At 64.9% G+C, this 19947-nt stretch carries 21 protein-coding genes; 6 read left to right on the forward strand and 15 right to left on the reverse strand.

From position 1 onward, the window contains the following. Positions 1-198 precede the first annotated feature (198 nt). The 10 genes from AC1Q5S_RS10330 to AC1Q5S_RS10375 form a co-directional block, all read right to left on the reverse strand. Positions 199-816: a sigma-E factor negative regulatory protein gene (locus AC1Q5S_RS10330; RefSeq protein ID WP_303836437.1), complete on the reverse strand. Its 618-nt coding sequence runs from the start codon at positions 814-816 to the stop codon at positions 199-201. Between the two features lie 69 nt (positions 817-885). Next, positions 886-1512: an RNA polymerase sigma factor RpoE gene (gene rpoE / locus AC1Q5S_RS10335; protein ID WP_303836468.1), complete on the reverse strand. Its 627-nt coding sequence runs from the start codon at positions 1510-1512 to the stop codon at positions 886-888. A 628-nt stretch (positions 1513-2140) separates the two neighbouring features. Beyond that, positions 2141-3385, reverse strand: coding sequence for a beta-ketoacyl-ACP synthase II (gene fabF / locus AC1Q5S_RS10340; protein ID WP_422203129.1), 1245 nt, complete (start codon positions 3383-3385; stop codon positions 2141-2143). Between the two features lie 46 nt (positions 3386-3431). Continuing rightward, positions 3432-3671 (reverse strand): acyl carrier protein, encoded by a 240-nt coding sequence (gene acpP / locus AC1Q5S_RS10345; protein WP_003058049.1) that lies wholly within the window; start codon positions 3669-3671, stop codon positions 3432-3434. Between the two features lie 103 nt (positions 3672-3774). Further along, the gene (gene fabG / locus AC1Q5S_RS10350; protein ID WP_303836433.1) at positions 3775-4521 is read right to left on the reverse strand and encodes a 3-oxoacyl-ACP reductase FabG; all 747 of its coding nucleotides are present in this window, start codon (positions 4519-4521) and stop codon (positions 3775-3777) included. Continuing rightward, positions 4518-5468 carry an ACP S-malonyltransferase gene (gene fabD / locus AC1Q5S_RS10355; RefSeq protein ID WP_422203126.1) on the reverse strand — a complete coding sequence of 317 codons (951 nt, stop codon included), beginning with the start codon at positions 5466-5468 and terminating at the stop codon, positions 4518-4520. Before fabD ends, fabG begins: the two co-directional genes overlap by 4 nt. Positions 5469-5525: 57 nt before the next feature. After that, positions 5526-6503, reverse strand: coding sequence for a beta-ketoacyl-ACP synthase III (locus AC1Q5S_RS10360; RefSeq protein ID WP_422203124.1), 978 nt, complete (start codon positions 6501-6503; stop codon positions 5526-5528). Then, complete coding sequence (gene plsX / locus AC1Q5S_RS10365) at positions 6503-7555, reverse strand: phosphate acyltransferase PlsX (RefSeq protein ID WP_492238824.1); 1053 nt, start codon at positions 7553-7555, stop codon at positions 6503-6505. The genes AC1Q5S_RS10360 and plsX overlap by 1 nt, the downstream gene beginning before the upstream one ends. A gap of 109 nt (positions 7556-7664) precedes the next feature. After that, a complete protein-coding gene (gene rpmF, locus AC1Q5S_RS10370) occupies positions 7665-7847 on the reverse strand; it encodes a 50S ribosomal protein L32 (protein ID WP_005794249.1) in 183 nt (60 codons plus the stop codon). Between the two features lie 100 nt (positions 7848-7947). Then, positions 7948-8499: a YceD family protein gene (locus AC1Q5S_RS10375; protein WP_303838380.1), complete on the reverse strand. Its 552-nt coding sequence runs from the start codon at positions 8497-8499 to the stop codon at positions 7948-7950. A gap of 25 nt (positions 8500-8524) precedes the next feature. Between AC1Q5S_RS10375 and AC1Q5S_RS10380 the strand changes: the two genes are divergently transcribed. Together AC1Q5S_RS10380 and AC1Q5S_RS10385 are read left to right on the forward strand one after the other, a co-directional pair. Continuing rightward, positions 8525-9124 carry a Maf family nucleotide pyrophosphatase gene (locus tag AC1Q5S_RS10380; RefSeq protein ID WP_492238825.1) on the forward strand — a complete coding sequence of 200 codons (600 nt, stop codon included), beginning with the start codon at positions 8525-8527 and terminating at the stop codon, positions 9122-9124. Next, positions 9121-9936 (forward strand): SAM-dependent methyltransferase, encoded by an 816-nt coding sequence (locus AC1Q5S_RS10385; protein WP_303835826.1) that lies wholly within the window; start codon positions 9121-9123, stop codon positions 9934-9936. The genes AC1Q5S_RS10380 and AC1Q5S_RS10385 overlap by 4 nt, the downstream gene beginning before the upstream one ends. A gap of 127 nt (positions 9937-10063) precedes the next feature. Here the strand turns inward: AC1Q5S_RS10385 and AC1Q5S_RS10390 are convergent, their stop codons facing one another. Genes AC1Q5S_RS10390 through AC1Q5S_RS10405 form a run of 4 tightly spaced genes read right to left on the reverse strand, consistent with a single transcriptional unit; the run spans position 10064 to position 13223 of the window. Then, on the reverse strand, positions 10064-11113 hold the full coding sequence (locus tag AC1Q5S_RS10390; RefSeq protein WP_303835828.1) for a S49 family peptidase: 1050 nt from the start codon (positions 11111-11113) through the stop codon (positions 10064-10066). A gap of 3 nt (positions 11114-11116) precedes the next feature. Beyond that, positions 11117-11494 carry a Rieske (2Fe-2S) protein gene (locus AC1Q5S_RS10395; protein WP_303835830.1) on the reverse strand — a complete coding sequence of 126 codons (378 nt, stop codon included), beginning with the start codon at positions 11492-11494 and terminating at the stop codon, positions 11117-11119. A 39-nt stretch (positions 11495-11533) separates the two neighbouring features. Continuing rightward, positions 11534-12205, reverse strand: a complete 672-nt coding sequence (locus AC1Q5S_RS10400; protein ID WP_303835832.1) for an HAD family hydrolase — start codon at positions 12203-12205, stop codon at positions 11534-11536. A 7-nt stretch (positions 12206-12212) separates the two neighbouring features. Next, positions 12213-13223 (reverse strand): RluA family pseudouridine synthase, encoded by a 1011-nt coding sequence (locus tag AC1Q5S_RS10405; protein WP_303835833.1) that lies wholly within the window; start codon positions 13221-13223, stop codon positions 12213-12215. Positions 13224-13806: 583 nt separating this feature from the next. On the opposite strand from AC1Q5S_RS10405, the gene AC1Q5S_RS10410 reads away from it, so the two are divergent. The 4 genes from AC1Q5S_RS10410 to queF all read left to right on the forward strand — a co-directional run bounded on the left by AC1Q5S_RS10410 (position 13807) and on the right by queF (position 19621). Beyond that, positions 13807-16848, forward strand: a complete 3042-nt coding sequence (locus tag AC1Q5S_RS10410; RefSeq protein WP_303835835.1) for an Rne/Rng family ribonuclease — start codon at positions 13807-13809, stop codon at positions 16846-16848. A gap of 123 nt (positions 16849-16971) precedes the next feature. Beyond that, positions 16972-17757 (forward strand): peroxide stress protein YaaA, encoded by a 786-nt coding sequence (gene yaaA / locus AC1Q5S_RS10415; RefSeq protein ID WP_303835837.1) that lies wholly within the window; start codon positions 16972-16974, stop codon positions 17755-17757. A 36-nt stretch (positions 17758-17793) separates the two neighbouring features. Next, positions 17794-18705: a 2OG-Fe(II) oxygenase gene (locus tag AC1Q5S_RS10420; protein ID WP_492238826.1), complete on the forward strand. Its 912-nt coding sequence runs from the start codon at positions 17794-17796 to the stop codon at positions 18703-18705. 70 nt (positions 18706-18775) lie between these two features. Then, positions 18776-19621 (forward strand): NADPH-dependent 7-cyano-7-deazaguanine reductase QueF, encoded by an 846-nt coding sequence (gene queF / locus AC1Q5S_RS10425; RefSeq protein ID WP_422205135.1) that lies wholly within the window; start codon positions 18776-18778, stop codon positions 19619-19621. Positions 19622-19679: 58 nt separating this feature from the next. Here the strand turns inward: queF and AC1Q5S_RS10430 are convergent, their stop codons facing one another. Then, positions 19680-19946, reverse strand: a complete 267-nt coding sequence (locus AC1Q5S_RS10430; protein ID WP_303835842.1) for a hypothetical protein — start codon at positions 19944-19946, stop codon at positions 19680-19682. Position 19947: the final 1 nt, after the last annotated feature.

Raw genomic sequence — 19947 nt, forward strand, 5'->3', positions numbered from 1 at the left:
CCGCACCGCACGCTCCGCCCTTTCCAGCAGGTGCTGCTCCGGCACTGTCAGCGCGATGCCCCTGGTTTCGGGCAATGGCGGGAACGGGCAGGACGCACCACACATGTCCTGGTGGGCAATTTTTGACAGGGGCAGGAAGGTGCGCTCCACCGCATTGCGACGCCTCCCCCGGGCGAACAGAATCACACCGCCAGGGTATCAGCGGGCAGGCGCCTCAAAAGTGGCATTGCGAAGAAACCCTGCAGGCATCTGCAATGCAGAGGTGTTTCCAAATTGTCGGTGTGCGGCCAGCAGTTCATCCAGCCGCGGATCGCGAATCATGACCTGTTGCCCATCGTTTCCCGCGACGGAAACCACGGGTGCCACCGGCTGGGCTGGGGCTGGGGCTGCGGCCAACTGTGCGCCAGAAGATGGCGTCCCTTGCAACCCTGCCAGGGAACTCCAGCCAATGGCCGCCACAGCGGCCAACGAGGCGAATCCAGCCGCCATCTTCCAACGGAACACCGATGCATTGGCGGCAACCGCCGTTTCTGCGCGCACGACCTGCTCCACCGCAGGTGCGGCTTCGGGCAGACGCCCGTGCATGGGCTCTTGCGCCAACTGCTCTCGAACGCGCATGACCATCGAATGATGGCCTTGCTGGTGCAGCGCCAGCTCCGGCGAACGCAGGACATCCCCCACCAGATGGTAGAGCTGCCAGGTGGCCTGGCCCTCGGCCTGCGCAGCGAACTCCAAGGCCTGCGCCAACTCGTCGCCCTGTAATTGCCCGTCGGCCAACGCCGACAACTGTTCGCGATTCATCCAATCTGTGGTCATAGCATCACCTGCCCATCTCGTCCTTAACCCAAGCACCCGCGCTTGCACGCGAATCCCAAAGAAACTGCATCACCAGCGCTTGCCCGACTGGTTCTCCAGCAACGGGCGCACGCGCGCGGAAATCGCCTCGCGCGCCCGAAAAATCCGTGACCGCACTGTTCCGATGGGGCATTCCATCGCTGCGGCGATCTCTTCGTATGTCAAGCCTTCTATCTCACGCAAGGTCACGGCTTGCCGCAGATCCTCCGGCAAAGCCTCCATGGCAGCGTTCACAGCCGCCGCAATTTCCTGGGCCGCAAGAATGGTTTCGGGCGTTTCTTCGGAAGTTAGTTCATGTCCCAGGCGGGAAGTTTCATCTTCTTCATCACTGCCCCGCAAGGCGTTTTCCGAGATGACAGGATTGCGCTTCATGTCCATCAGCGCCTTTTTGGCGGTGTTCACGGCAATCCGGTACAGCCAGGTATAAAACTGCGCGTCGCCCCGAAACTGGTGCAATGCCCGGTAGGCGCGGATGAAGGTTTCCTGGGCGATATCAGGGACGAGGTCGGTATCGCGCACCATGCGGCCAATCAGACGCTCAATACGCCTCTGGTATTTGATGACCAGCAATTCGTAGGCACGCTGGTCACCCGCAACCGTACGTTCCACCAGTTGGAGGTCGCTGTCTGCGGAGTCGGTGGGGAGTGTTACGGTCATTGTCACTTTGAATTTACGCGTCCGTACGGCGCGCTGCGGCAGGTTCACCAGCCCCTGGGGCATCCGGCCTGGGGCGCGAATATACCGCACGCCGCAGATCGCCCCATCGGTCGGAAGCGCTCTGGCGTTCAAGCCACAGCCAGGTGCTGCGTCCATCGGGGCCATCCAGGCAAACCCAGAGCTGACTCTGGAGATCCAGCCGCACCCAGAGAGATCCCTCGAGTGGATGTGCCGACCTGTCCCGCTGGTCGATCTCCAGGCGCCATTGCAAACCATCCCACTGCAGCTGCCCGCGAACGCGGTGCTGCCAGAAATGCCATACCGCACCCGCAGCGCACAACCAGAAAAAAAGGGCCACGGACAGCCGCGCCACCGAGTGACCAGCCCCCTGCAGGAGCCAGTTCAACAAAGCAGCACCGCCCACACCCAGCAGGGCCAGCAATCCCCAAAGCAACACCAGCCCCCGTCCGACGGGATATTGAACCGGTGGTGCAGAAAAATGGGACGAAGCGCGGCGCATGGTCAGCGCCACTCGACAGGATACTGGCAAGCAAACCGACCCCGCGGATGGGCCGCGACCGCCACTTTCACGGCTGTCACCAACAAGGCCTGGCGACAGCAAGCGGCATCAAATGCGCTTGAAGACCAGCGTGCCGTTGGTCCCACCAAAGCCAAAGTTGTTCTTGATGGCCACGTCCATCCGCATGTCACGCGCCGTGTTCGCGCAAAAGTCCAGGTCGCATTCAGGATCCTGGTTGAAGAGGTTGATCGTCGGCGGCACCTTCTGGTGGTGCAGCGCCAGCACGGTGAACACACTTTCAATCCCACCCGCGCCACCGAGCAGGTGACCCGTCATGGACTTGGTGGAGCTGACCACGGTCTTGTAGGCATGTGCACCCAAGGCTGCCTTGATGGCGTTGGTCTCGTTGAGATCGCCCAGCGGTGTGGACGTGCCATGCGCGTTGAGATAGTCGACCTGATCGGGGTTGATGCCCGCATTGTGCATGGCGCTCAGCATGGCGCGGCGTGGACCGTCCATGTTGGGAGCGGTCATGTGGCCGGCATCGGCACTCATGCCAAAGCCGCTCAGTTCGGCATAGATTTTGGCTCCGCGCGCCTTGGCATGCTCGTACTCTTCGAGCACCATGACACCGGCGCCCTCGCCCAGCACAAAACCGTCACGGTCTTTGTCCCAGGGACGCGAAGCCGTCTGGGGATCGTCATTGCGCGTGGACAGTGCGCGCATGGCGGCAAAGCCCCCTACGCCCAGGGGAGATACGGTGGATTCGGTGCCACCCGCCACGGCCACATCGGCATCGCCGTATTCGATCATGCGCCCCGCCTGGCCTATGCAGTGCAGGCCCGTCGTACAGGCGGTCACCACCGACAGGTTGGGCCCCTTGAAACCAAACCGCATGGAAACATGCCCTGCCACCATGTTGATGATGGAAGCGGGCACAAAAAATGGGGTGATGCGCCGAGGTCCCCGGCTGGCCAGCTCAGCATGGGTGTTCTCGATCAGCGGCAGGCCGCCGATACCCGAGCCGATCACGCAGGCGATGCGTGTGGCCAGGTCGTCGTGCAGCGCCTCCCCTGTGGGCAAGCCTGCGTCCTGCACCGCCTGGGCCGCCGCAGCGATGCCGAAATGGATGAAAGCGTCCATCGCGCGCGCATCCTTGGCGCTGATGTACGACTCCAGATCAAATCCCTTGACCTCGCCTGCAATCTTGCAGGAGAAGTTCGACGTATCGAACTTGGTGATGAGATCAATGCCGGACTTGCCGGCCAGGACGTTGGCCCAGGAATCCGCCACCGTGTTACCCACGGGACTGACACACCCCAGGCCGGTCACGACAACGCGACGACGGCTCATGCGTAAAACCTCTGCTGATCGCTCAAGTCAGGCACTGAAAGCCCGCTCAGGCCTTCTGGTGGGTGTTGGCGTAGTCGATGGCGTTCTGCACCGTCGTGATCTTCTCTGCATCTTCGTCAGGGATCTCGATGCCGAATTCGTCTTCGAGTGCCATCACGAGTTCGACGGTATCCAGGGAGTCAGCGCCGAGGTCGGCCACAAAGGCTTTTTCGTTGGTGACCTGGGACTCTTCAACGCCGAGTTGTTCAGCAATGATTTTTTTGACGCGTGCTTCGATATCGCTCATGGTTTCCCTCTGGGGGTTGTGAATAGATCCGCGATTCTAGCCGCTTGAGGAAAACCCCCAAGTCGACCCGTCGCACGGATGAACCGACGTTAACTCTCAATAATTACATGTACATGCCGCCATTGACGTGCAATTCCTGGCCCGTCACATAGCCTGCCTCGCGCGATGCCAGGTAGGCGACCGCATGGGCGATGTCGGCAGGCTTGCCCATGCAGCCCAATGGGATCTGTGCGTTGAGGGCTTTCTGCTGCTCTTCGGGCAGGCTGGCCGTCATGTCGGTTTCGATGAAACCCGGTGCCACGCAGTTGACCGTGATGCTGCGGCTGCCCAGTTCACGGGCCAGCGCGCGCGTCATGCCGGCCACACCGGCCTTGGCGGCCGCATAGTTGGCCTGCCCCGGGTTGCCCGATGCACCCACCACGCTCGTGATGCTGATGATGCGCCCGAAGCGCTGCTTCATCATGGGACGAATGGCGGCACGGCTCACGCGGAAGACCGCCTTGAGATTGGTGTCCAGCACGGCATCCCAGTCGTCATCCTTCATGCGCATGGCCAGGGTGTCGCGCGTGATGCCGGCATTGTTCACCAGCACATGCAGCCCGCCTTGCTGCTTGACGATGGAGTCCATCAGCGCCTCGATGGCCGCGCCATCGTTGACGTTCAGATTGGCACCCCGGCAGCCCGGGTAGGCCGAAAGGGCCTGGCTGATGCGCCCGGCGCCTTCATCGGTGGTGGCGGTACCCACCACCTGGTAGCCGCGCGCGGCAAGCTCCAGCGCAATCGCCGCGCCAATGCCGCGCGATGCGCCGGTCACCAGCGCCACTTGCGCTTCAGATGCAGATTGCGTCATGCCAACAACTCCCGGGTTTCGGCCAATGTAGCCGGATCAAACAGTGCCGCGCCGACCAGTTCGGGGTCGATGCGCTTGGTCAGGCCCGCCAGCACCTTGCCGGGGCCGCATTCAATGAGGTGGGTGATGCCGCGCGCCTTGAGCGCCTGCACGCACTCCACCCAGCGCACCGGGCCGAAGGCCTGGCGGTACAGCGCGTCCCGAATGGCATCCGCGTCTTTTTGCACGGCCACGTCCACATTGTTGAGCACCGGAATCTGCGGTGCGCCCAGCACCACATCGGCCAGCGCCATGCGCAGCTTCTCTGCGGCAGGCTTCATCAGGCTGGAATGGAACGGCGCCGACACGGGCAGTGGCAACGCACGCTTGGCACCCGCCGCCTTGAGCAGCTCGCAGGCCTTGTCGACACCCGCCTTGGTGCCGGCGATCACGGTCTGGACCGGATCGTTGAAATTCACGGCCTCGACCACTTCGGCCGATCCCGCACCAAAGGATGCCGCCGCCTCGGAGCAACCAGCGATGACACGGGCGGCCTCCATGCCCAGAATGGCCGCCATCGCCCCTGTGCCTACCGGCACGGCCTCCTGCATGGCAGCAGCGCGCAGACGCACCAGCGGTGCCGCCTGCGCCAGTGTCAGCACGCCCGCAGCCACCAGCGCCGAATACTCACCCAGCGAATGCCCGGCCACGGCCAGCGGCGTGGCTCCGCCCTCGGCGCGCCAGACGCGCCACGCGGCCACCCCGGCCACCAGCATGACCGGCTGCGTGTTGGTCGTCAGGGCCAGCGCCTCCTTGGGACCTTCGTGAATCAACCGGCCCAGGTCTTCACCCAGGGCATCGGAGGCTTCTTGCAGCGTCTGGGCCACCACCGGGTGATCGCCCCAGGCGTCCAGCATGCCCACGGACTGCGAGCCCTGCCCCGGAAAGACAAATGCAAAAGATTTCATACCACTAGATATTTATAAGACATATGCCCCAAGCGCTTATCTATCAAGCGCAAGCAGCTACAACTTCAGGAGTACAGCGCCCCAGGTGAAACCGCCCCCCACGCCTTCGAGCAGCAGGGTTTCGCCCTTCTGGACCTGGCCCGTGCGCACCCCATGGTCCAGCGCCAGCGGAATGGAAGCCGCAGACGTGTTGCCATGCTGGTCCACCGTCACCACCACCTTGTCCATGGACAGCTTCAGTTTCCGGGCCGTGCTCTGCATGATGCGGATGTTGGCCTGGTGTGGAATCAGCCAGTCGATGTCGGCATCGGTCAGGTTCGCCTTGGCCAAGGTGGCGCGGGCGGCCTTGTCCAGCAAACCCACCGCTAGCTTGAACACGGCCTGGCCGTCCATCTTCAGCAGCGGATGGCCCAGCACCTCGCCGCCCGAGACGCCGCCCGGCACACACAGGATATCGACATACCGGCCATCGGCATGGAGTTCGCTGGCCAGGATGCCGGGCGTATCCGACGCCTCCAGCACCACCGCGCCCGCGCCGTCGCCAAACAGCACACAGGTCGTGCGGTCCTGGAAATCCAGAATGCGGCTGAAGACCTCGGCCCCCACCACCAGCGCACGCCTGGCGGCTCCGCTCTGGATCATGGCATCGGCCACCGTGAGGGCATAGACAAAACCGCTGCACACGGCCTGCACGTCAAACGCAGGACAACCGTTGGCGCCCAGCTTGTTTTGCAATATGCAGGCCGTCGAGGGGAACACCATGTCCGGCGTGGAAGTGGCAACGATGATCAGGTCGATGTCCTGCGGCTGGCAGCCGGCAGCCTCCAGCGCCTTGCGCGCAGCCTCCAGGGCCAGATCGCTGCTGGTCACGTCGGGGGCGGCGAAGTGGCGCGCCCGGATTCCGGTGCGCTCCACAATCCATTCGTCCGAGGTCTGGATACCGCTCTGCGCCAGTTCGGCCACCAGATCGGCGTTGGTCACGCGGCGCGGCGGCAGGTAGCTGCCGGTGCCGGTAATGCGGGAATAGCGTCTCATCAATGTGTTGTCGCCGCGGCACCGGACATTGGCTGGGCATTGGCAGGCGCCAGCAGGGGCGCCGCATGCGCAATCCGGGTCCGGACACGATCGAGCAGGTTGTTGCGGGCTGCATCATACGCCCGGTTCAACGCCTGCTCGAAGGCCATGGCATCCGCCGACCCATGGCTCTTGAACACCAGCCCCCGCAGGCCCAACAGCGCCGCGCCGTTGTAGCGACGGTAGTCCATGCGATTCATCAGCGCTTTCAGCACGGGATAGGCGACGATGGCAGCAGCTTTTGTCAGGATATTGCGCGAAAACTCCTGCTTGAGCCCACTCACCACCATGGTCGCCACACCTTCGCTGGCCTTCAGGGCCACGTTGCCCACAAAACCGTCACACACCACGATGTCCACGGTTCCCTTGAAGATGTCGTTGCCCTCGACATTGCCATAAAAATTCAGATCACCCGAATTGGCAGCAGATCGAAGAAGTTCGCCCGCTTTTTTGATAACTTCACTACCCTTGATGATCTCTTCACCAATATTGAGCAGCCCCACGGTCGGCTCATCAACCTCTTTCAGCACGGAGACCAGCGCAGAGCCCATGACAGCAAACTGCAGCAGATGTTCGGCCGAGCAGTCCACATTGGCCCCCAAGTCGAGCACCGTGGTGGCGCCGCCCTGGCCATTGGGCATCTGCGTGGCGATGGCCGGACGGTCTATGCCATCGAGCGTCTTGAGGATGTAACGGGCAATGGCCATCAAGGCCCCCGTATTGCCGGCGGAAACCGCAGCGGCCGCCGTGCCGTCCTTCACCTGCTGGATGGCAACGCGCATGGACGAGTCCTTCTTGCGGCGCAGTGCGATCTCCACCGGGTCGTCCATGGCGACCACTTCGGAGGCCGCCACCAAGGTGGCACGCTCATGCGAGAACGACTGCAGGCTGTCCTTCAGACCGACCAGCAGCAGATGGGCATCGGGATGATGTTGGAGGAACTGACGGCACGCCGCGAGCGTGACGCGGGGGCCATGGTCGCCCCCCATGCAGTCAACAGCCAGTGTGATCATGGGCGACTTGTCCGGCCAGCAAGGCTGGTCGAAAGATAAAGGCAATGGTCAAAACAAAGGCCCGTGGCTACAGCAAAAGTAGCAACGGGCCTTGCGGGGAAGGCTGAGGTCAGGCTTCAGACTTGTTCTTCAGCACCTGGCGACCACGGTAGAAGCCGTTGGGGCTGATATGGTGGCGCAGATGCGTTTCACCGGTGGTCGGCTCCACGGCAATGCCCGGCACGTTCAGGGCATTGTGCGAGCGGTGCATGCCGCGCTTGGAAGGGGACTTTTTGTTTTGCTGAACGGCCATGATGGCTCCTGGTCTTGAATAGGGTTGGTAAAAACGCGATCAGCCCATTAAAGACACGAGGGGATTCGCGTGAAGCCCTCGATTATATCCCAAACGCCAATTATTGTCCCTTTTCTTCTTTGCGCAGGCGCGCCAGCGCAGCAAAGGGATTGGGTTTTTCGGCGCTGGCGGCCTCGAAATCGTCGTCGCTGGAGGCCAGCGGCACGGCCGTGGGGCATTCATCGTGCCGAGGCACCACGGGCAGGGCCATCAGCAGTTCATCCTCGATGAGCTCGCGCAGGTCGAACTCGCGGCTCAGTGCCAGCAGATCCTCCTCGCTCTCGTCGTCCAGCGCCTCGGCCGTGGCCTCATCGGCCACGAAGCGAAATGAGCGCTCCACAGCCAAGGGCACATCCACCGGCGTCAGGCACCGCTGGCACTCCATGGGAAAGGTCGCCTGCACCTGCACATGCAACCACACCTGCACGATGCCACCCAGCGCGGTGCGCAACTCGCCAGTGGCCGTCCAGTCCACGCGCAGATCAGGGTGCAGGCTCTTGGCCTCCTGGGACAGCCGCTCGTATTTCAGCAGCGAATCGTGCCCGGACAGCTGCCCGCCCGCCTGCGCGAAAGCCTTGACATCGAGCCGGTCGGGGGAGAATTCCTTGGTCATGGCGGCAGTGTAAGAGAATCGGCCGATGCATCCATCCCACACCCCGCAACGCCCACTGGTATTGGGCTCGACATCGCGCTACCGCCATGGGCTGCTGTCGCGGCTGAACCTGCCTTTCACGGTGACAGCCCCCGACGTGGACGAGTCCCCGCTGGCTGGCGAAACACCCCGCGCCCTGGCCTTGCGCCTGGCGCTGGCCAAGGCCCACGCAGTGGCCCGTCAGCACCCGCAGGCAGTGGTGATCGGCTCCGACCAGGTCGCCGACCTGGGCGGCCACCCGCTGGGCAAGCCAGGCACGCACGAACGTGCGGTGGCCCAGCTGCGCCAGATGCGCGGCCAGACCGTGATTTTTCAAACAGCCGTGGCCGTGGTCTGCGCCGCCACCGGGTTCGAGCAGGTGGACCTGGCACCGGTCGAGGTGCGCTTTCGCCACTTGTCGGACGATGAAATCGAGCGCTACCTGCGCGCCGAAGAGCCCTACGACTGCGCCGGCAGCGCCAAAAGCGAAGGCCTGGGCATTGCACTGCTCGACGCCATCGTGAACGACGATCCCACCGCCCTGATCGGCCTGCCACTGATCCGCACCTGCCGCATGCTGCGCGCCGCGGGCCTGGTGTTGCCATGAGCACACGCACCACACCCCCGGCAGAGGCGCCAAGTTACGCCGCCACCCACGGTACGCTGTACCTGGTGCCCGCGCCGCTCGATTTCGGCTGCGACACCCAGGCGCCCCTGCAGAATGCCCTGCCCGACGGCACCCTGAAAACGGCCGCCCGCCTGACGCACTGGATCTGCGAAAACGCCAAGAGCACGCGCGCCTACCTCAAGCGCATCGAGCCCCTGCACCCGCTGACCGCCTCGCTGCAACAGCAAACCATCACCGAGCTGCCGCGCGAGGTCCACAAGAAAGGCGACCACGGCGGCAAGGGTTCGACCCCGTTCGACGCCCGGCCGTTGCTGGCCGCCGCCCTGGTGGGGCATGACATGGGCCTGATCAGCGAAGCGGGCATGCCCGCCGTGGCGGACCCGGGCTCGTCGGTGGTGCGCGCGGCGCACGACCTGGGCATCCCGGTGGTGCCGCTGGTGGGCCCTGTCTCGCTGCTGCTGGCGCTGGCCGCCAGCGGCCTGAACGGCCAGAATTTCGCCTTCACCGGCTACCTGCCGCAAGACGCGCAGGAGCGCACCCAGCGCATCCGCGAGCTGGAATCGCTGGCACTCAAGACGGGGCAGACGCAGCTCTTCATCGAAACACCTTACCGCAACGCGGCGCTGTGGCAGGCCCTGGTGCAGACACTGCAGCCGCACACCAGGCTGGCACTGGCGGGGGGGCTGACCCTGCCCCAGGTGCAGATCCGCAGCCAGCTGGTGCGCCAGTGGCGCCAGCAGGCGATACCTACGGACAATCGCACGCCGGTGGTGTTTGCCTTTGGTCGCTAAGAGGCCGCAGGATTTTGCTATGGATTAATAGCAAGCAAGGATTGCCGAGCGTAAACGCCGGCTCGTTTCCCCACCTGTTCGCCAACTCTGCCGCACGCCCCGAACAAACACTCGGGGGCTGCAATATTCAACGCAATTGCGGAGCGGCAGTGGTGGCCAGGGCCTTGGCCGCGCCCACGCCCATCGCCGCGCCAAAACGCTTGGCCAGGCGCTCGGCCACGTTTTCACGGCGGGTGTAGTCAATGATGTCTTCGGCCTTGACCACTTCGCGCGCCACGAAGTCGAGGCTGCCCAGTTTGTCGGCCAGGCCCATCTCGATGGCCTGCTGGCCCGTCCAGAACAGGCCGCTGAAGGTTTCGGGCGTGGGCTTGAGGCGGTCACCCCGGCCGGCCTTCACGACGCTGATGAATTGCTGGTGGATCTGGTCGAGCATGGTGAGGGCGTAGGCACGCTGCTTTTCGGTCTGCGGACTGAACGGATCCAGGAAACCCTTGTTCTCGCCTGCGGTGAGCAGGCGGCGCTCCACGCCCAGTTTCTCCATGGTGCCGGTAAAGCCGAAGCCATCCATCAGCACGCCGATGCTGCCGACGATGCTGGCCTTGTCGACAAAGATCTCGTCGGCAGCCGCCGCGATGTAATAGGCAGCCGAGGCGCAGGTCTCTTCCACCACGGCATACACGGGTTTGTTGTACTTGGCCTTCAGGCGCACGATCTCGTCGTTGATGATGCCCGCCTGCACCGGGCTGCCGCCGGGCGAATTGATCAGCAACACCAGCGCCTGCGAGCCCTCGTCCTCCAGGGCGCTGCGCATGGCCGCCACCACCAGCTCGGCGCTGGCTTCGGCGCCCGAAGCGATTTCGCCCTTGATGTCCACCACGGCGGTGTGGGGCGCCGACTTGCTGGGGCCGGCGGTGCTCTGGTACAGGGCCGCCCAGGCCAACAGCAGCGCCAACAATATCCAGGTCAGGCGAAAGAAAATCTTCCAGCGGCGGGCACTGCGCTGCTCGCTGAGGGCAGCGAAGGCCAGCTTTTCCAGCGTGGCCCGTTCCCAGCCAGGCTCACGCGATGCATCGCTCACTTTCGCTTCCGGATTGGTAGCTGCTTGCGCCCACAGATCGGTCGCTTGCGATGGATTTTTCCCAGAACCTGTGGGTTCGATGCGGGTGGTGTCGGTCATGGGTCAGAACTCAACGGGTTGCAGGTTGTAGGCAGTATGCCAGTGCACCACCCCGTCCACTTCGGACAGGGTGATCTTGACCAGCCCACCGCGGCAGGGACCGCCCGCGCAGGCGCCGGTGTCCGGCCGGTAGGCCGCGCCATGGGTGGCACACAGCAGCCACTGGCCGGTGTCATCAAAAAAACGGTTGGGCTGGTAGTCCATCTCCATGGCCACATGGGTGCAGCGATTCAGGAAGGCATGGGGCCGCCCCTCGAAGCGGATGGCAAAGGCCCGGCAGGTCTGCCCGGCGTACACCACATCAAAGGGCACGGCCAGGTGGCGCTCCTGGAGATCCACGCTGCGGCACAGCGCAATGGCGACGGAATCAGCGGTGCTCATGGACGGCAGGCAAGCAAGGATCTCGCAACGGCAGGCCCCTCAGGCGTTGGTCAGCAACCAGTCGTGCAGCTCACGCACCGAGTGGGCCACATGCAGGGGATTCAGCACCTCAAAGGCTTCAGGTTCGTGGGCACCGTAGCTCACGCCCACGCTGGCGCATCCGGCCGACAGCGCCATCTGCAGGTCGTGGGTGGTGTCGCCAACCATGAGCAGGCGCTCGGGTGCCACATCCAGCTCGGCCATCAGCTCCTGCAGCATCAGGGGATGGGGTTTGCCAGCGGTTTCATCGGCGGTGCGGGAGCTGTCGAACACGCCCTTGAGCTGCACGGAGTGCAGCGCCTCGTCCAGGCCCCGGCGGCTTTTGCCGGTGGCCACGGCCAGCAGGTGGCCCTGCGCCCGCAAATCGGCCAGCAGCGGCAGTACGCCGGCAAAAAGGTTCAGGTCGTCCTGGTGCTGCAGGTAGTGGAAACGGTAGCGGCTGCCCAGCTCGGGGTATTTTTCGGGCGGAACATCGGGTGCCGCATGGGCCAGCGCCTGCGTGAGCGCCATCCCGATCACATAGGCGGCAGCCTGGTCGGTGGGCACGGTGCCGCCCACGTCGCGCACCGCCTCCTGGATGCTGCGCACGATGATGGCGGTGGAATCAAACAGGGTGCCATCCCAGTCAAAAGCGATCAGGTCAAAGCGGCGCGGGCGGGTGGTGGGACGCATGGGGCAATCAGGCGGAGGGAACAAATTCGGCCAGTTCCGGCGGCAGTTCAGCGTTCAGCAGCACGCGTTCGCCGGTGGCCGGGTGCGTGAACTGTAACCGCCAGGCATGAAGGAACATGCGCCGCATACCCAGTTTCTGCAGGCGCTTGTTCAGGTCAAAGTCGCCATATTTGTCGTCCCCCACGATGGGATGGCCTTGGGCTGCCAGGTGCACGCGGATCTGGTGGGTGCGACCGGTCTTGATGGTCACCTCCAGCAGGCTCATGGCGGGCAGGCCCTGCGCCGCGCGGGCGGGCAGCGTCTGCCGCACCTTGACCAGCGTGATGGAGCGCATGCCGTCGGGGTCATCGGCCGTGGTCACACGCACCCGGCGCTCGCCGTCGGCCTGCAGGTATTTGTGCAACGGCTGGTCGATCACCTTCTTGTTGTGTGCCCAGGCCCCCGTCACCAGCGCCAGATAGGTCTTGCCAGTTTCACGTTCGCGGAACTGGTCTTGCAGGTGAGTGAGCGCTGACCGCTTCTTGGCCACCAGCAAAATGCCCGAGGTCTCGCGGTCGAGCCGGTGCACCAATTCCAGAAATCGGGCCTGCGGCCGTGCCTGGCGCAGTTGCTCGATCACGCCAAAGCTCACCCCGCTGCCGCCATGCACGGCCACGCCGGCGGGCTTGTCCAGGGCGATCAGGTGCTCGTCTTCGAGCAGGATGGGAAATTCGCGCGCCGGCGCGGGCCGCTCGGCTTTTTCGGCGACCTTGTCGGAAATGCGCACGGGCGGCAGGCGCACCACATCGCCCACCTCCACGCGGGTGTCGGCGTTGACACGGCCCTTGTTGATGCGCACTTCCCCACTGCGGATGATGCGATAGACATGGGTTTTGGGCACGCCTTTGAGCTGGCGCAGCAGGAAATTGTCGAGGCGCTGGCCAGCGGAGTCTTCGTCGACCTCCACCAGGCGTGCCGCAGGAGCGGGAGCGCCGGGAGTACGGTCGGATGGTGGTTTGCCCCCTATAATGTGTTTCACCTGCGCGTCAATATGTAAGTGGTTGATTTGTCTGGAGTTTAGTCCACACAGCCCTTGCATTTGCGCAGGCAGGTCGATGCCAGCGGGCGTTGTACCGGCAGATTGCAGGCCAGATGCCTGCAGTGGCCTGTACACCGTGCAGCGGGCTGACAAATTGAAACACTGATACGGAATCCTCCAAGCTGGCAGATTCGCCCCACCAGGGCGCAATCTGCCAGCGGATCGAAGCGAGCATGTGGTTGCTGATGGCATGGATATTGACTCTCTGGCGGTGGCGCTTGCCCCCGCTTTTGGGCGTCATATTGCCTATAGCGCGCAGCCTGCCTGCGCACACAGCTATTATTTCAATAGCAAAACTGCGCACAATCCCACTCGCCCCCATCCACCCGCCCTTGCCGCCCCCGTTGAGCTAGCGCTCGACGGCACTGCGTCATCCCCGGCAATTCCCTTCGTTTCAATGCGTCAGTCCAGGCATTTACAGCTCCGATAGAGCTTGTTTTTGGTTTGGAACTGCGGGTGGCAGCCCGCGCAGCCCTGTTGGCTGCGCCGCTGCCCTCCGTAAAACACGCAAAGGAATCGCATCATGAAGCGGATGCTCATCAACGCCACGCAGCCCGAAGAACGGCGCCTGGCCATCGTCGACGGACAAAAGCTCCTCGACTACGAAATCGAAATCGAAGGGCGCGAGCAGCGCAAGGGAAACATCTACAAGGCCGTCGTCACGCGCGTCGAGCCTTCGCTGGAAGCCTGCTTCGTCGACTACGGCGAAGACCGCCATGGCTTTCTGCCGTTCAAGGAAATCTCGCGCAGCTACTTCGCCGCGGGTGTCTCGCCCAGCCAGGCGCGCATCAATGAAGTGATCAAGGAAGGCCAGGAACTGCTGGTCCAGGTCGAGAAGGAAGAGCGTGGCAACAAGGGCGCGGCCCTGACCACCTTCGTCTCGCTGGCCGGCCGTTATGTGGTGCTGATGCCCAACAACCCCCGCGGTGGTGGCGTTTCGCGCCGCATCGAGGGCGAGGACCGCGCCGAGCTCAAGGAGGCGATGGACCAGCTCGAATACCCGAACGGGATGAGCATCATTGCCCGCACCGCCGGCATCGGCCGCAGCGCGCCCGAACTGCAGTGGGACCTGAACTACCTGCTGAAATTGTGGAATGCCATCGACGGCGCCGCCAAGGGCGGCAAGGGCGCCTTCCTGATCTACCAGGAATCGAGCCTCGTCATCCGCGCGATCCGCGACTACTTCAACAACGACATCGGTGACATCCTCATCGATACCGACGACATCTACGAGCAGGCGCAGCAGTTCATGGCGCATGTCATGCCCGAACATGCCGCCCGCGTGAAGCGCTACCGCGACGACGCCGCCCTGTTCAGCCGCTTCCAGATCGAGCACCAGATCGAATCGGCCTACGCCCGCACCGTGCAACTGCCCTCGGGCGGCGCCATCGTGATCGACCACACCGAAGCGCTGGTCAGCGTGGACGTGAACTCCGCCCGCGCCATCAAGGGCGGCGACATCGAGGAAACCGCCACCCGCACCAACCTGGAAGCCGCCGACGAAGTGGCCCGCCAGATGCGCCTGCGCGACCTGGGCGGCCTGATCGTGATCGACTTCATCGACATGGAAGAGTCGAAGAACCGCCGCGAAGTGGAAAACCGCCTGCGCGACGCACTGCGCCAGGACCGCGCCCGCGTGCAGTTCGGCACCATCAGCAAGTTCGGCCTGATGGAAATGAGCCGCCAGCGCCTGAAGCCAGCCCTCTCCGAAGGCTCGTCCATCCCCTGCCCCCGTTGCGGCGGCTCGGGTCACATCCGCGACACCGAATCCTCGGCCCTGCAGATCCTGCGTATCATCCAGGAAGAGTCCATGAAGGACAACACGGCCGCCGTGCACTGCCAGGTGCCGGTGGAAGTGGCCTCGTTCCTGCTGAACGAAAAGCGCACCGAGATCGCCAAGATCGAACTCAAGCAGCGCGTGGCCGTGCTGATGGTGCCCAACAAGACGCTGGAAACCCCCAACTACCGCCTGGAACGCCTCAAGCACGACGACCCACGCCTGGACCACATCGAAGCCAGCTACAAGCTCGCCGAAGAAGTGGAAGACCCCATGGCCGTGACGCGCCGCTCGCAAGAGCCGACCAACAAGCAAACCCCTGTGATCAAGGGTGTGCTGCCTGACGCGCCAGCCCCCGTGGCCGAACCGCGCGAGCCCCGCCCCGAAGTCGCCGCGCGCCCACCGCGCGCCGGCCAGCGCCCTGCCACTGCCGCCCCGGCACAAGCCGCCGCCCCCGCTGCTGCGAAGCCTCAGGAACAGGGCTTCTTCGGCTGGCTCAAGAGCCTGTTTGGCATGGGTGACAGCCCGGCACCCGCGCCGGTGGTGGCCCCCGCTTCTGCCGCTGCACCCGCTGAAGCCGGCACGCGCGGTGAACCCCGCCGCGAAGGTCGCAACGGCGAAGGCCGCGGCCGCCGTGGTGGCCGCGATGGCAACCGGGACGGCCAGCGCGACGGAGCACCCCGTGACGGCAACCGCGAAGGCACCGGCGAAGGCCGTGGCCGCCGCAGTGAGCGCTCGGCCGAAGGCCGGGCACCGCGCGATGGCGAAGGCCGTCCGCCCCGTGGCGAAGGAGAAGGCCGCAATGGACGCGAAGGCCGTGAAAGCCGTGAGGGCGGCCGAGGCCGCCGCGATGCCGAGCCCCGCAACAACGCCACCGCTGCCGACACCGACAACACCGCCGCCCAGACCGCCATCCAGGCGCAGGTGACCGGTCCGGACGGCAATGGCGCCGAAGCGGCCGGCAACCCGCCCCGTGGCGAGCGCGGCCCCCGCCGTGAGCGCGGCGAAGGCCAGGGTCGCCGGGAACGTGGCGAGCGTACCCCCCGCGCGGCCGAAGCCCCGCGAGACACCGGCGTCCCCGCCGCCGACTTTGTGGATACCACCCCGCTGGCATCGCTGCCCGATCTGGACCTGACCGGCAACGACACCGCCCCGGCCAGCGACGAGCGCCGCGAGCGCCGCTCGCGCGACCGTTATGGCCGCGACCGGCGTGAGCGCGGGGAGCGCGCTCCCCGCGACACCGTGGAGCCGACGGCCCCCGCACGGATGGAGTCGGATTCGTCGGCCGCAGTGGCTGCCCCGGCCGCCGAAGCCCAGCCAGAGCCCGCACGCCGCAGCTACTTTGACACTGCCCCGGCAGTCCAGGCACCGGCACAGGAACCCGCACCCGTCCCCGCACCGACGCTGACGCCTGCGCCAGTCCCCGCAGCGCCAGCACCCATGGCCGCCGCGCCCGCGCCTGCACCGGTGGCCGTACCCGCACCGGTGGCGGCACCGGTCCCTGCTGCAGCGCCTGCCACCCAAGGCATGCCACGCGTCCAGGGCTTCACGCTGCCGCTCGATGCCCTGCAGCAGGTGGCTGCCGCATCCGGATTGCAGTGGGTGAACTCGGATGCAGAAAAGATCGCCGCCGTGCAGGCAGCAATTGCAGCCGAGCCACAGCCCATCCGTGTGCCACGCGAGCGTCCGCCCGCCGTGGTGCTGGACGAAGGCCCGCTGGTGCTGGTGGAAACCCGCCGCGACCTGTCGGCCATGACGCTGCCTTTTGAGCAGCCCCCGGCTGCCTGATGCAGTAACCAAGAAGGAAGGCGGCCCAGGCCGCCTTCTTTCATTGGGGTCCCTTGTGCCTCTGTCTGCTCTTTTTTATTGACCGCCTTCCTTTCCGAGATCCCCGGACCACCACGCCCCACCATGCTGTTCCTGCTGTCTCCCGCCAAATCGCTCGACTACGCAACACCTCTGCCCGCGGATCTGCCGCACACCCTGCCGCAGTTCGTGCCGCAGTCTGCGCAGCTGATCGAGGTGCTGCGCCAGAAATCGCCCCAGGACATCGCGTCGCTGATGGGCCTGAGCGACACGCTTGCCGCCCTGAACGTGGCGCGCTACGAAGTCTGGCAACCGAAATTCACCGCCACCAACGCGCGCCAGGCGCTGCTGGCCTTCAACGGCGACGTGTACGAAGGCCTGCAGGCCCGCACACTCACTGCGCCCGACCTGGACTGGGCGCAGCGCCACCTGGCCATCCTCAGTGGCCTGTATGGCGTGTTGCGACCGCTCGACTGGATGCAGCCCTACCGGCTGGAGATGGGCACGCGCCTGGTCACCGATGCGGGCAGCAACCTCTACCAGTTCTGGGGCCGCCAGATTGCCGAGCACCTCAACCACCGCCTGCAATCCGACACCACGCCCGTGCTGGTCAACCTGGCCTCGCAGGAGTATTTCAAGGCCGTGGACCGCAAGGCGCTCAAGGCGCGCGTCATCGAATGCGTGTTCGAGGACTGGAAAGGCGGTGCCTACAAGATCATCAGCTTTTATGCCAAGCGCGCGCGCGGACTGATGGCGCGCCATGCCATCACGCAGCGCATGGCCACCCCGCACCAGCTGCAGGCATTCGATCTGGAAGGCTACGCATTCGCTGCGGCCTCTTCCGAACCCGAGCGCCTGGTGTTCCGGCGCAAGACCGCGTCCACCGCGTAAATCCGCACGAAACCCTGCCCCTGTTGAACGACCGCCATGGCATCGCGTTCTGACCAGCACCCGCACACCACCGCTGCAAGCCCCCAGCGCCGCAGCGCCGCACGGCAGGCCATCACACCCGAGCTGCGCCGCTGGATCAGGGCCCAGGCCCAGGCCGGCCACGCGGCACCCGCGATGCTGCAGTCCCTGCGCGATGCGGGCTGGAACGAGGCATTGGCCGCCGATGTGCTGGAGATCACGCTGCAGGAACACCTCGACGCCATGGCCACCCCCAAGGGCCCGCCGGCCGCGCCACGGGTACCCGAACCCTGGCTGCATGACTCCCCTGTCCTGGTGGATTGCGGCGACCGCACCGCGCATGTGCTGCTGACCATGGCCCAGCCGCGCATCGTGGTGTTTGGCCACCTGCTCTCGCCCGAAGAGTGCGACGCCCTGATCGCTGGCGCCGCGCCGCGCATGGCCCGCTCGCTCACGGTGGCCACGCAGACGGGCGGCGAGGAAGTCAACGACGACCGCACCAGTGATGGCATGTTCTTCCAGCGTGGCGAGAGCCCGCTGATAGCGCGCATCGAAGCACGCATTGCCCGCCTGCTGCACTGGCCCGTCGAGAATGGCGAGGGCCTGCAGGTGCTGCACTACCGCCCCGGGGCCGAATACAAGCCGCATTACGACTATTTCGACCCCCGCGAGCCCGGCACCTCCACCATCGTGCGGCGTGGCGGGCAGCGCGTGGGCACGCTGGTGATGTACCTGAACACGCCCGAAAAAGGCGGCGCCACCACCTTTCCGGAAGCGCAGATCGAGGTGGCGCCGCAGCGCGGCAACGCCGTGTTCTTCAGCTACGCGCGCCCCGACCCGTCCACCCGCACGCTGCATGGCGGCGCGCCGGTGATCGCGGGCGACAAGTGGATCGCCACCAAGTGGCTGCGCGAACGGGAATTCAAGTAAGAACAGGTTGCAGTGCTTATAGATAAAGCGCTAACAGCTATTGATTCAATAAATAGCACAAGGATTCACCATGACCACACCGGAACAATCCCAGCTGGGCAAGGCATCGGCGTACGCCGACCAGTACGACACCTCGTTGCTGTTTCCCATACCGCGCGCGGGCAAGCGTGCCGAGATCGGCATTGCGGGCGCAGCGCCCTTCTTCGGGGCCGACCTGTGGACGGCATTCGAGCTGTCGTGGCTGAATGCGCGCGGCAAACCGCAGGTGGCGCTGGCACACATCACCGTGCCCTGCGAAACGCCCAACATCGTCGAAAGCAAGTCGTTCAAGCTCTACCTCAACAGCTTCAACAACACGCGCTTTGCCGACGCAGCCGAGGTGCAGGCGCGCATCCGCGCCGACATCAGCGAAGCCGTGTGGCGCGGCGCCGAGCACCCGGCCACCGTGGGGGTCAAGCTGCTGCTGCCCGAGCTGTTCGACCGCGAGCCCGTGCACGAACTCGATGGCCTGAGCCTGGACCGCCTGGATGTGGAATGCACGCGCTACCAGCCCGCCCCCGAGCTGCTGACCGCAGCGCTGGGCGAAGCCCCGGTGTCCGAGGTGCTCACCAGCAACCTGCTCAAGAGCAACTGCCTCGTGACCGGCCAGCCCGACTGGGGCAGCGTGCAGATTGCCTACAGCGGCCCGCAGATCCACCAGGAAGGGCTGCTGCAGTACCTGGTGAGCTTTCGCAACCACAACGAATTCCACGAACAGTGCGTGGAGCGCATCTTCATGGACATCTGGACGCGCTGCCAACCCATCAAGCTCACGGTGTATGCCCGCTACACGCGCCGCGGCGGCCTGGACATCAACCCGCTGCGCACCAGCCATCCGCAGGGCCTGCCGAGCAACGTGCGCACGGCGCGCCAGTAAGCGCCTGTTTACGATCTCGCAGGGGATCGCGTGGGAGATCGTCAACAGACTCTAAACGTCATCCCGGCACATCGATCCAGTCGCACCGCAAGGTGTGGTGCAAGTGCGCACGCGTGCGCCAAGTCACATACAGGCTGGGTGCAAAAATGCCGATCAGGCACACCGGCACGGTGCACGGATCGCCCAAGGTGCAGATGGGGAACCAGCCCACCCAGCCCAGCACCCATAGCGTCAGCACCAGGTCCCACAGGTGGTACTCCAGCGGGTGGTCTGCCTTGTGCGCAACATGCCACTGCTTGATGCGTTGCAGCTCGTTCAGGGTCACG

Source organism: Acidovorax sp. GW835-FHT14B10 (assembly GCF_058793725.1).

Coding starts and splice junctions, on each gene's coding strand:
- AC1Q5S_RS10330 (WP_303836437.1), bottom strand. CDS start 816: ATGACCACAGATTGGATGAATCGCGAACAGTTGTCGGCGTTGGCCGAC.
- rpoE (WP_303836468.1), bottom strand. CDS start 1,512: ATGACCGTAACACTCCCCACCGACTCCGCAGACAGCGACCTCCAACTG.
- fabF (WP_422203129.1), bottom strand. CDS start 3,385: ATGAGCCGTCGTCGCGTTGTCGTGACCGGCCTGGGGTGTGTCAGTCCC.
- acpP (WP_003058049.1), bottom strand. CDS start 3,671: ATGAGCGATATCGAAGCACGCGTCAAAAAAATCATTGCTGAACAACTC.
- fabG (WP_303836433.1), bottom strand. CDS start 4,521: ATGACGCAATCTGCATCTGAAGCGCAAGTGGCGCTGGTGACCGGCGCA.
- fabD (WP_422203126.1), bottom strand. CDS start 5,468: ATGAAATCTTTTGCATTTGTCTTTCCGGGGCAGGGCTCGCAGTCCGTG.
- AC1Q5S_RS10360 (WP_422203124.1), bottom strand. CDS start 6,503: ATGAGACGCTATTCCCGCATTACCGGCACCGGCAGCTACCTGCCGCCG.
- plsX (WP_492238824.1), bottom strand. CDS start 7,555: ATGATCACACTGGCTGTTGACTGCATGGGGGGCGACCATGGCCCCCGC.
- rpmF (WP_005794249.1), bottom strand. CDS start 7,847: ATGGCCGTTCAGCAAAACAAAAAGTCCCCTTCCAAGCGCGGCATGCAC.
- AC1Q5S_RS10375 (WP_303838380.1), bottom strand. CDS start 8,499: ATGACCAAGGAATTCTCCCCCGACCGGCTCGATGTCAAGGCTTTCGCG.
- AC1Q5S_RS10380 (WP_492238825.1), top strand. CDS start 8,525: ATGCATCCATCCCACACCCCGCAACGCCCACTGGTATTGGGCTCGACA.
- AC1Q5S_RS10385 (WP_303835826.1), top strand. CDS start 9,121: ATGAGCACACGCACCACACCCCCGGCAGAGGCGCCAAGTTACGCCGCC.
- AC1Q5S_RS10390 (WP_303835828.1), bottom strand. CDS start 11,113: ATGACCGACACCACCCGCATCGAACCCACAGGTTCTGGGAAAAATCCA.
- AC1Q5S_RS10395 (WP_303835830.1), bottom strand. CDS start 11,494: ATGAGCACCGCTGATTCCGTCGCCATTGCGCTGTGCCGCAGCGTGGAT.
- AC1Q5S_RS10400 (WP_303835832.1), bottom strand. CDS start 12,205: ATGCGTCCCACCACCCGCCCGCGCCGCTTTGACCTGATCGCTTTTGAC.
- AC1Q5S_RS10410 (WP_303835835.1), top strand. CDS start 13,807: ATGAAGCGGATGCTCATCAACGCCACGCAGCCCGAAGAACGGCGCCTG.
- yaaA (WP_303835837.1), top strand. CDS start 16,972: ATGCTGTTCCTGCTGTCTCCCGCCAAATCGCTCGACTACGCAACACCT.
- AC1Q5S_RS10420 (WP_492238826.1), top strand. CDS start 17,794: ATGGCATCGCGTTCTGACCAGCACCCGCACACCACCGCTGCAAGCCCC.
- queF (WP_422205135.1), top strand. CDS start 18,776: ATGACCACACCGGAACAATCCCAGCTGGGCAAGGCATCGGCGTACGCC.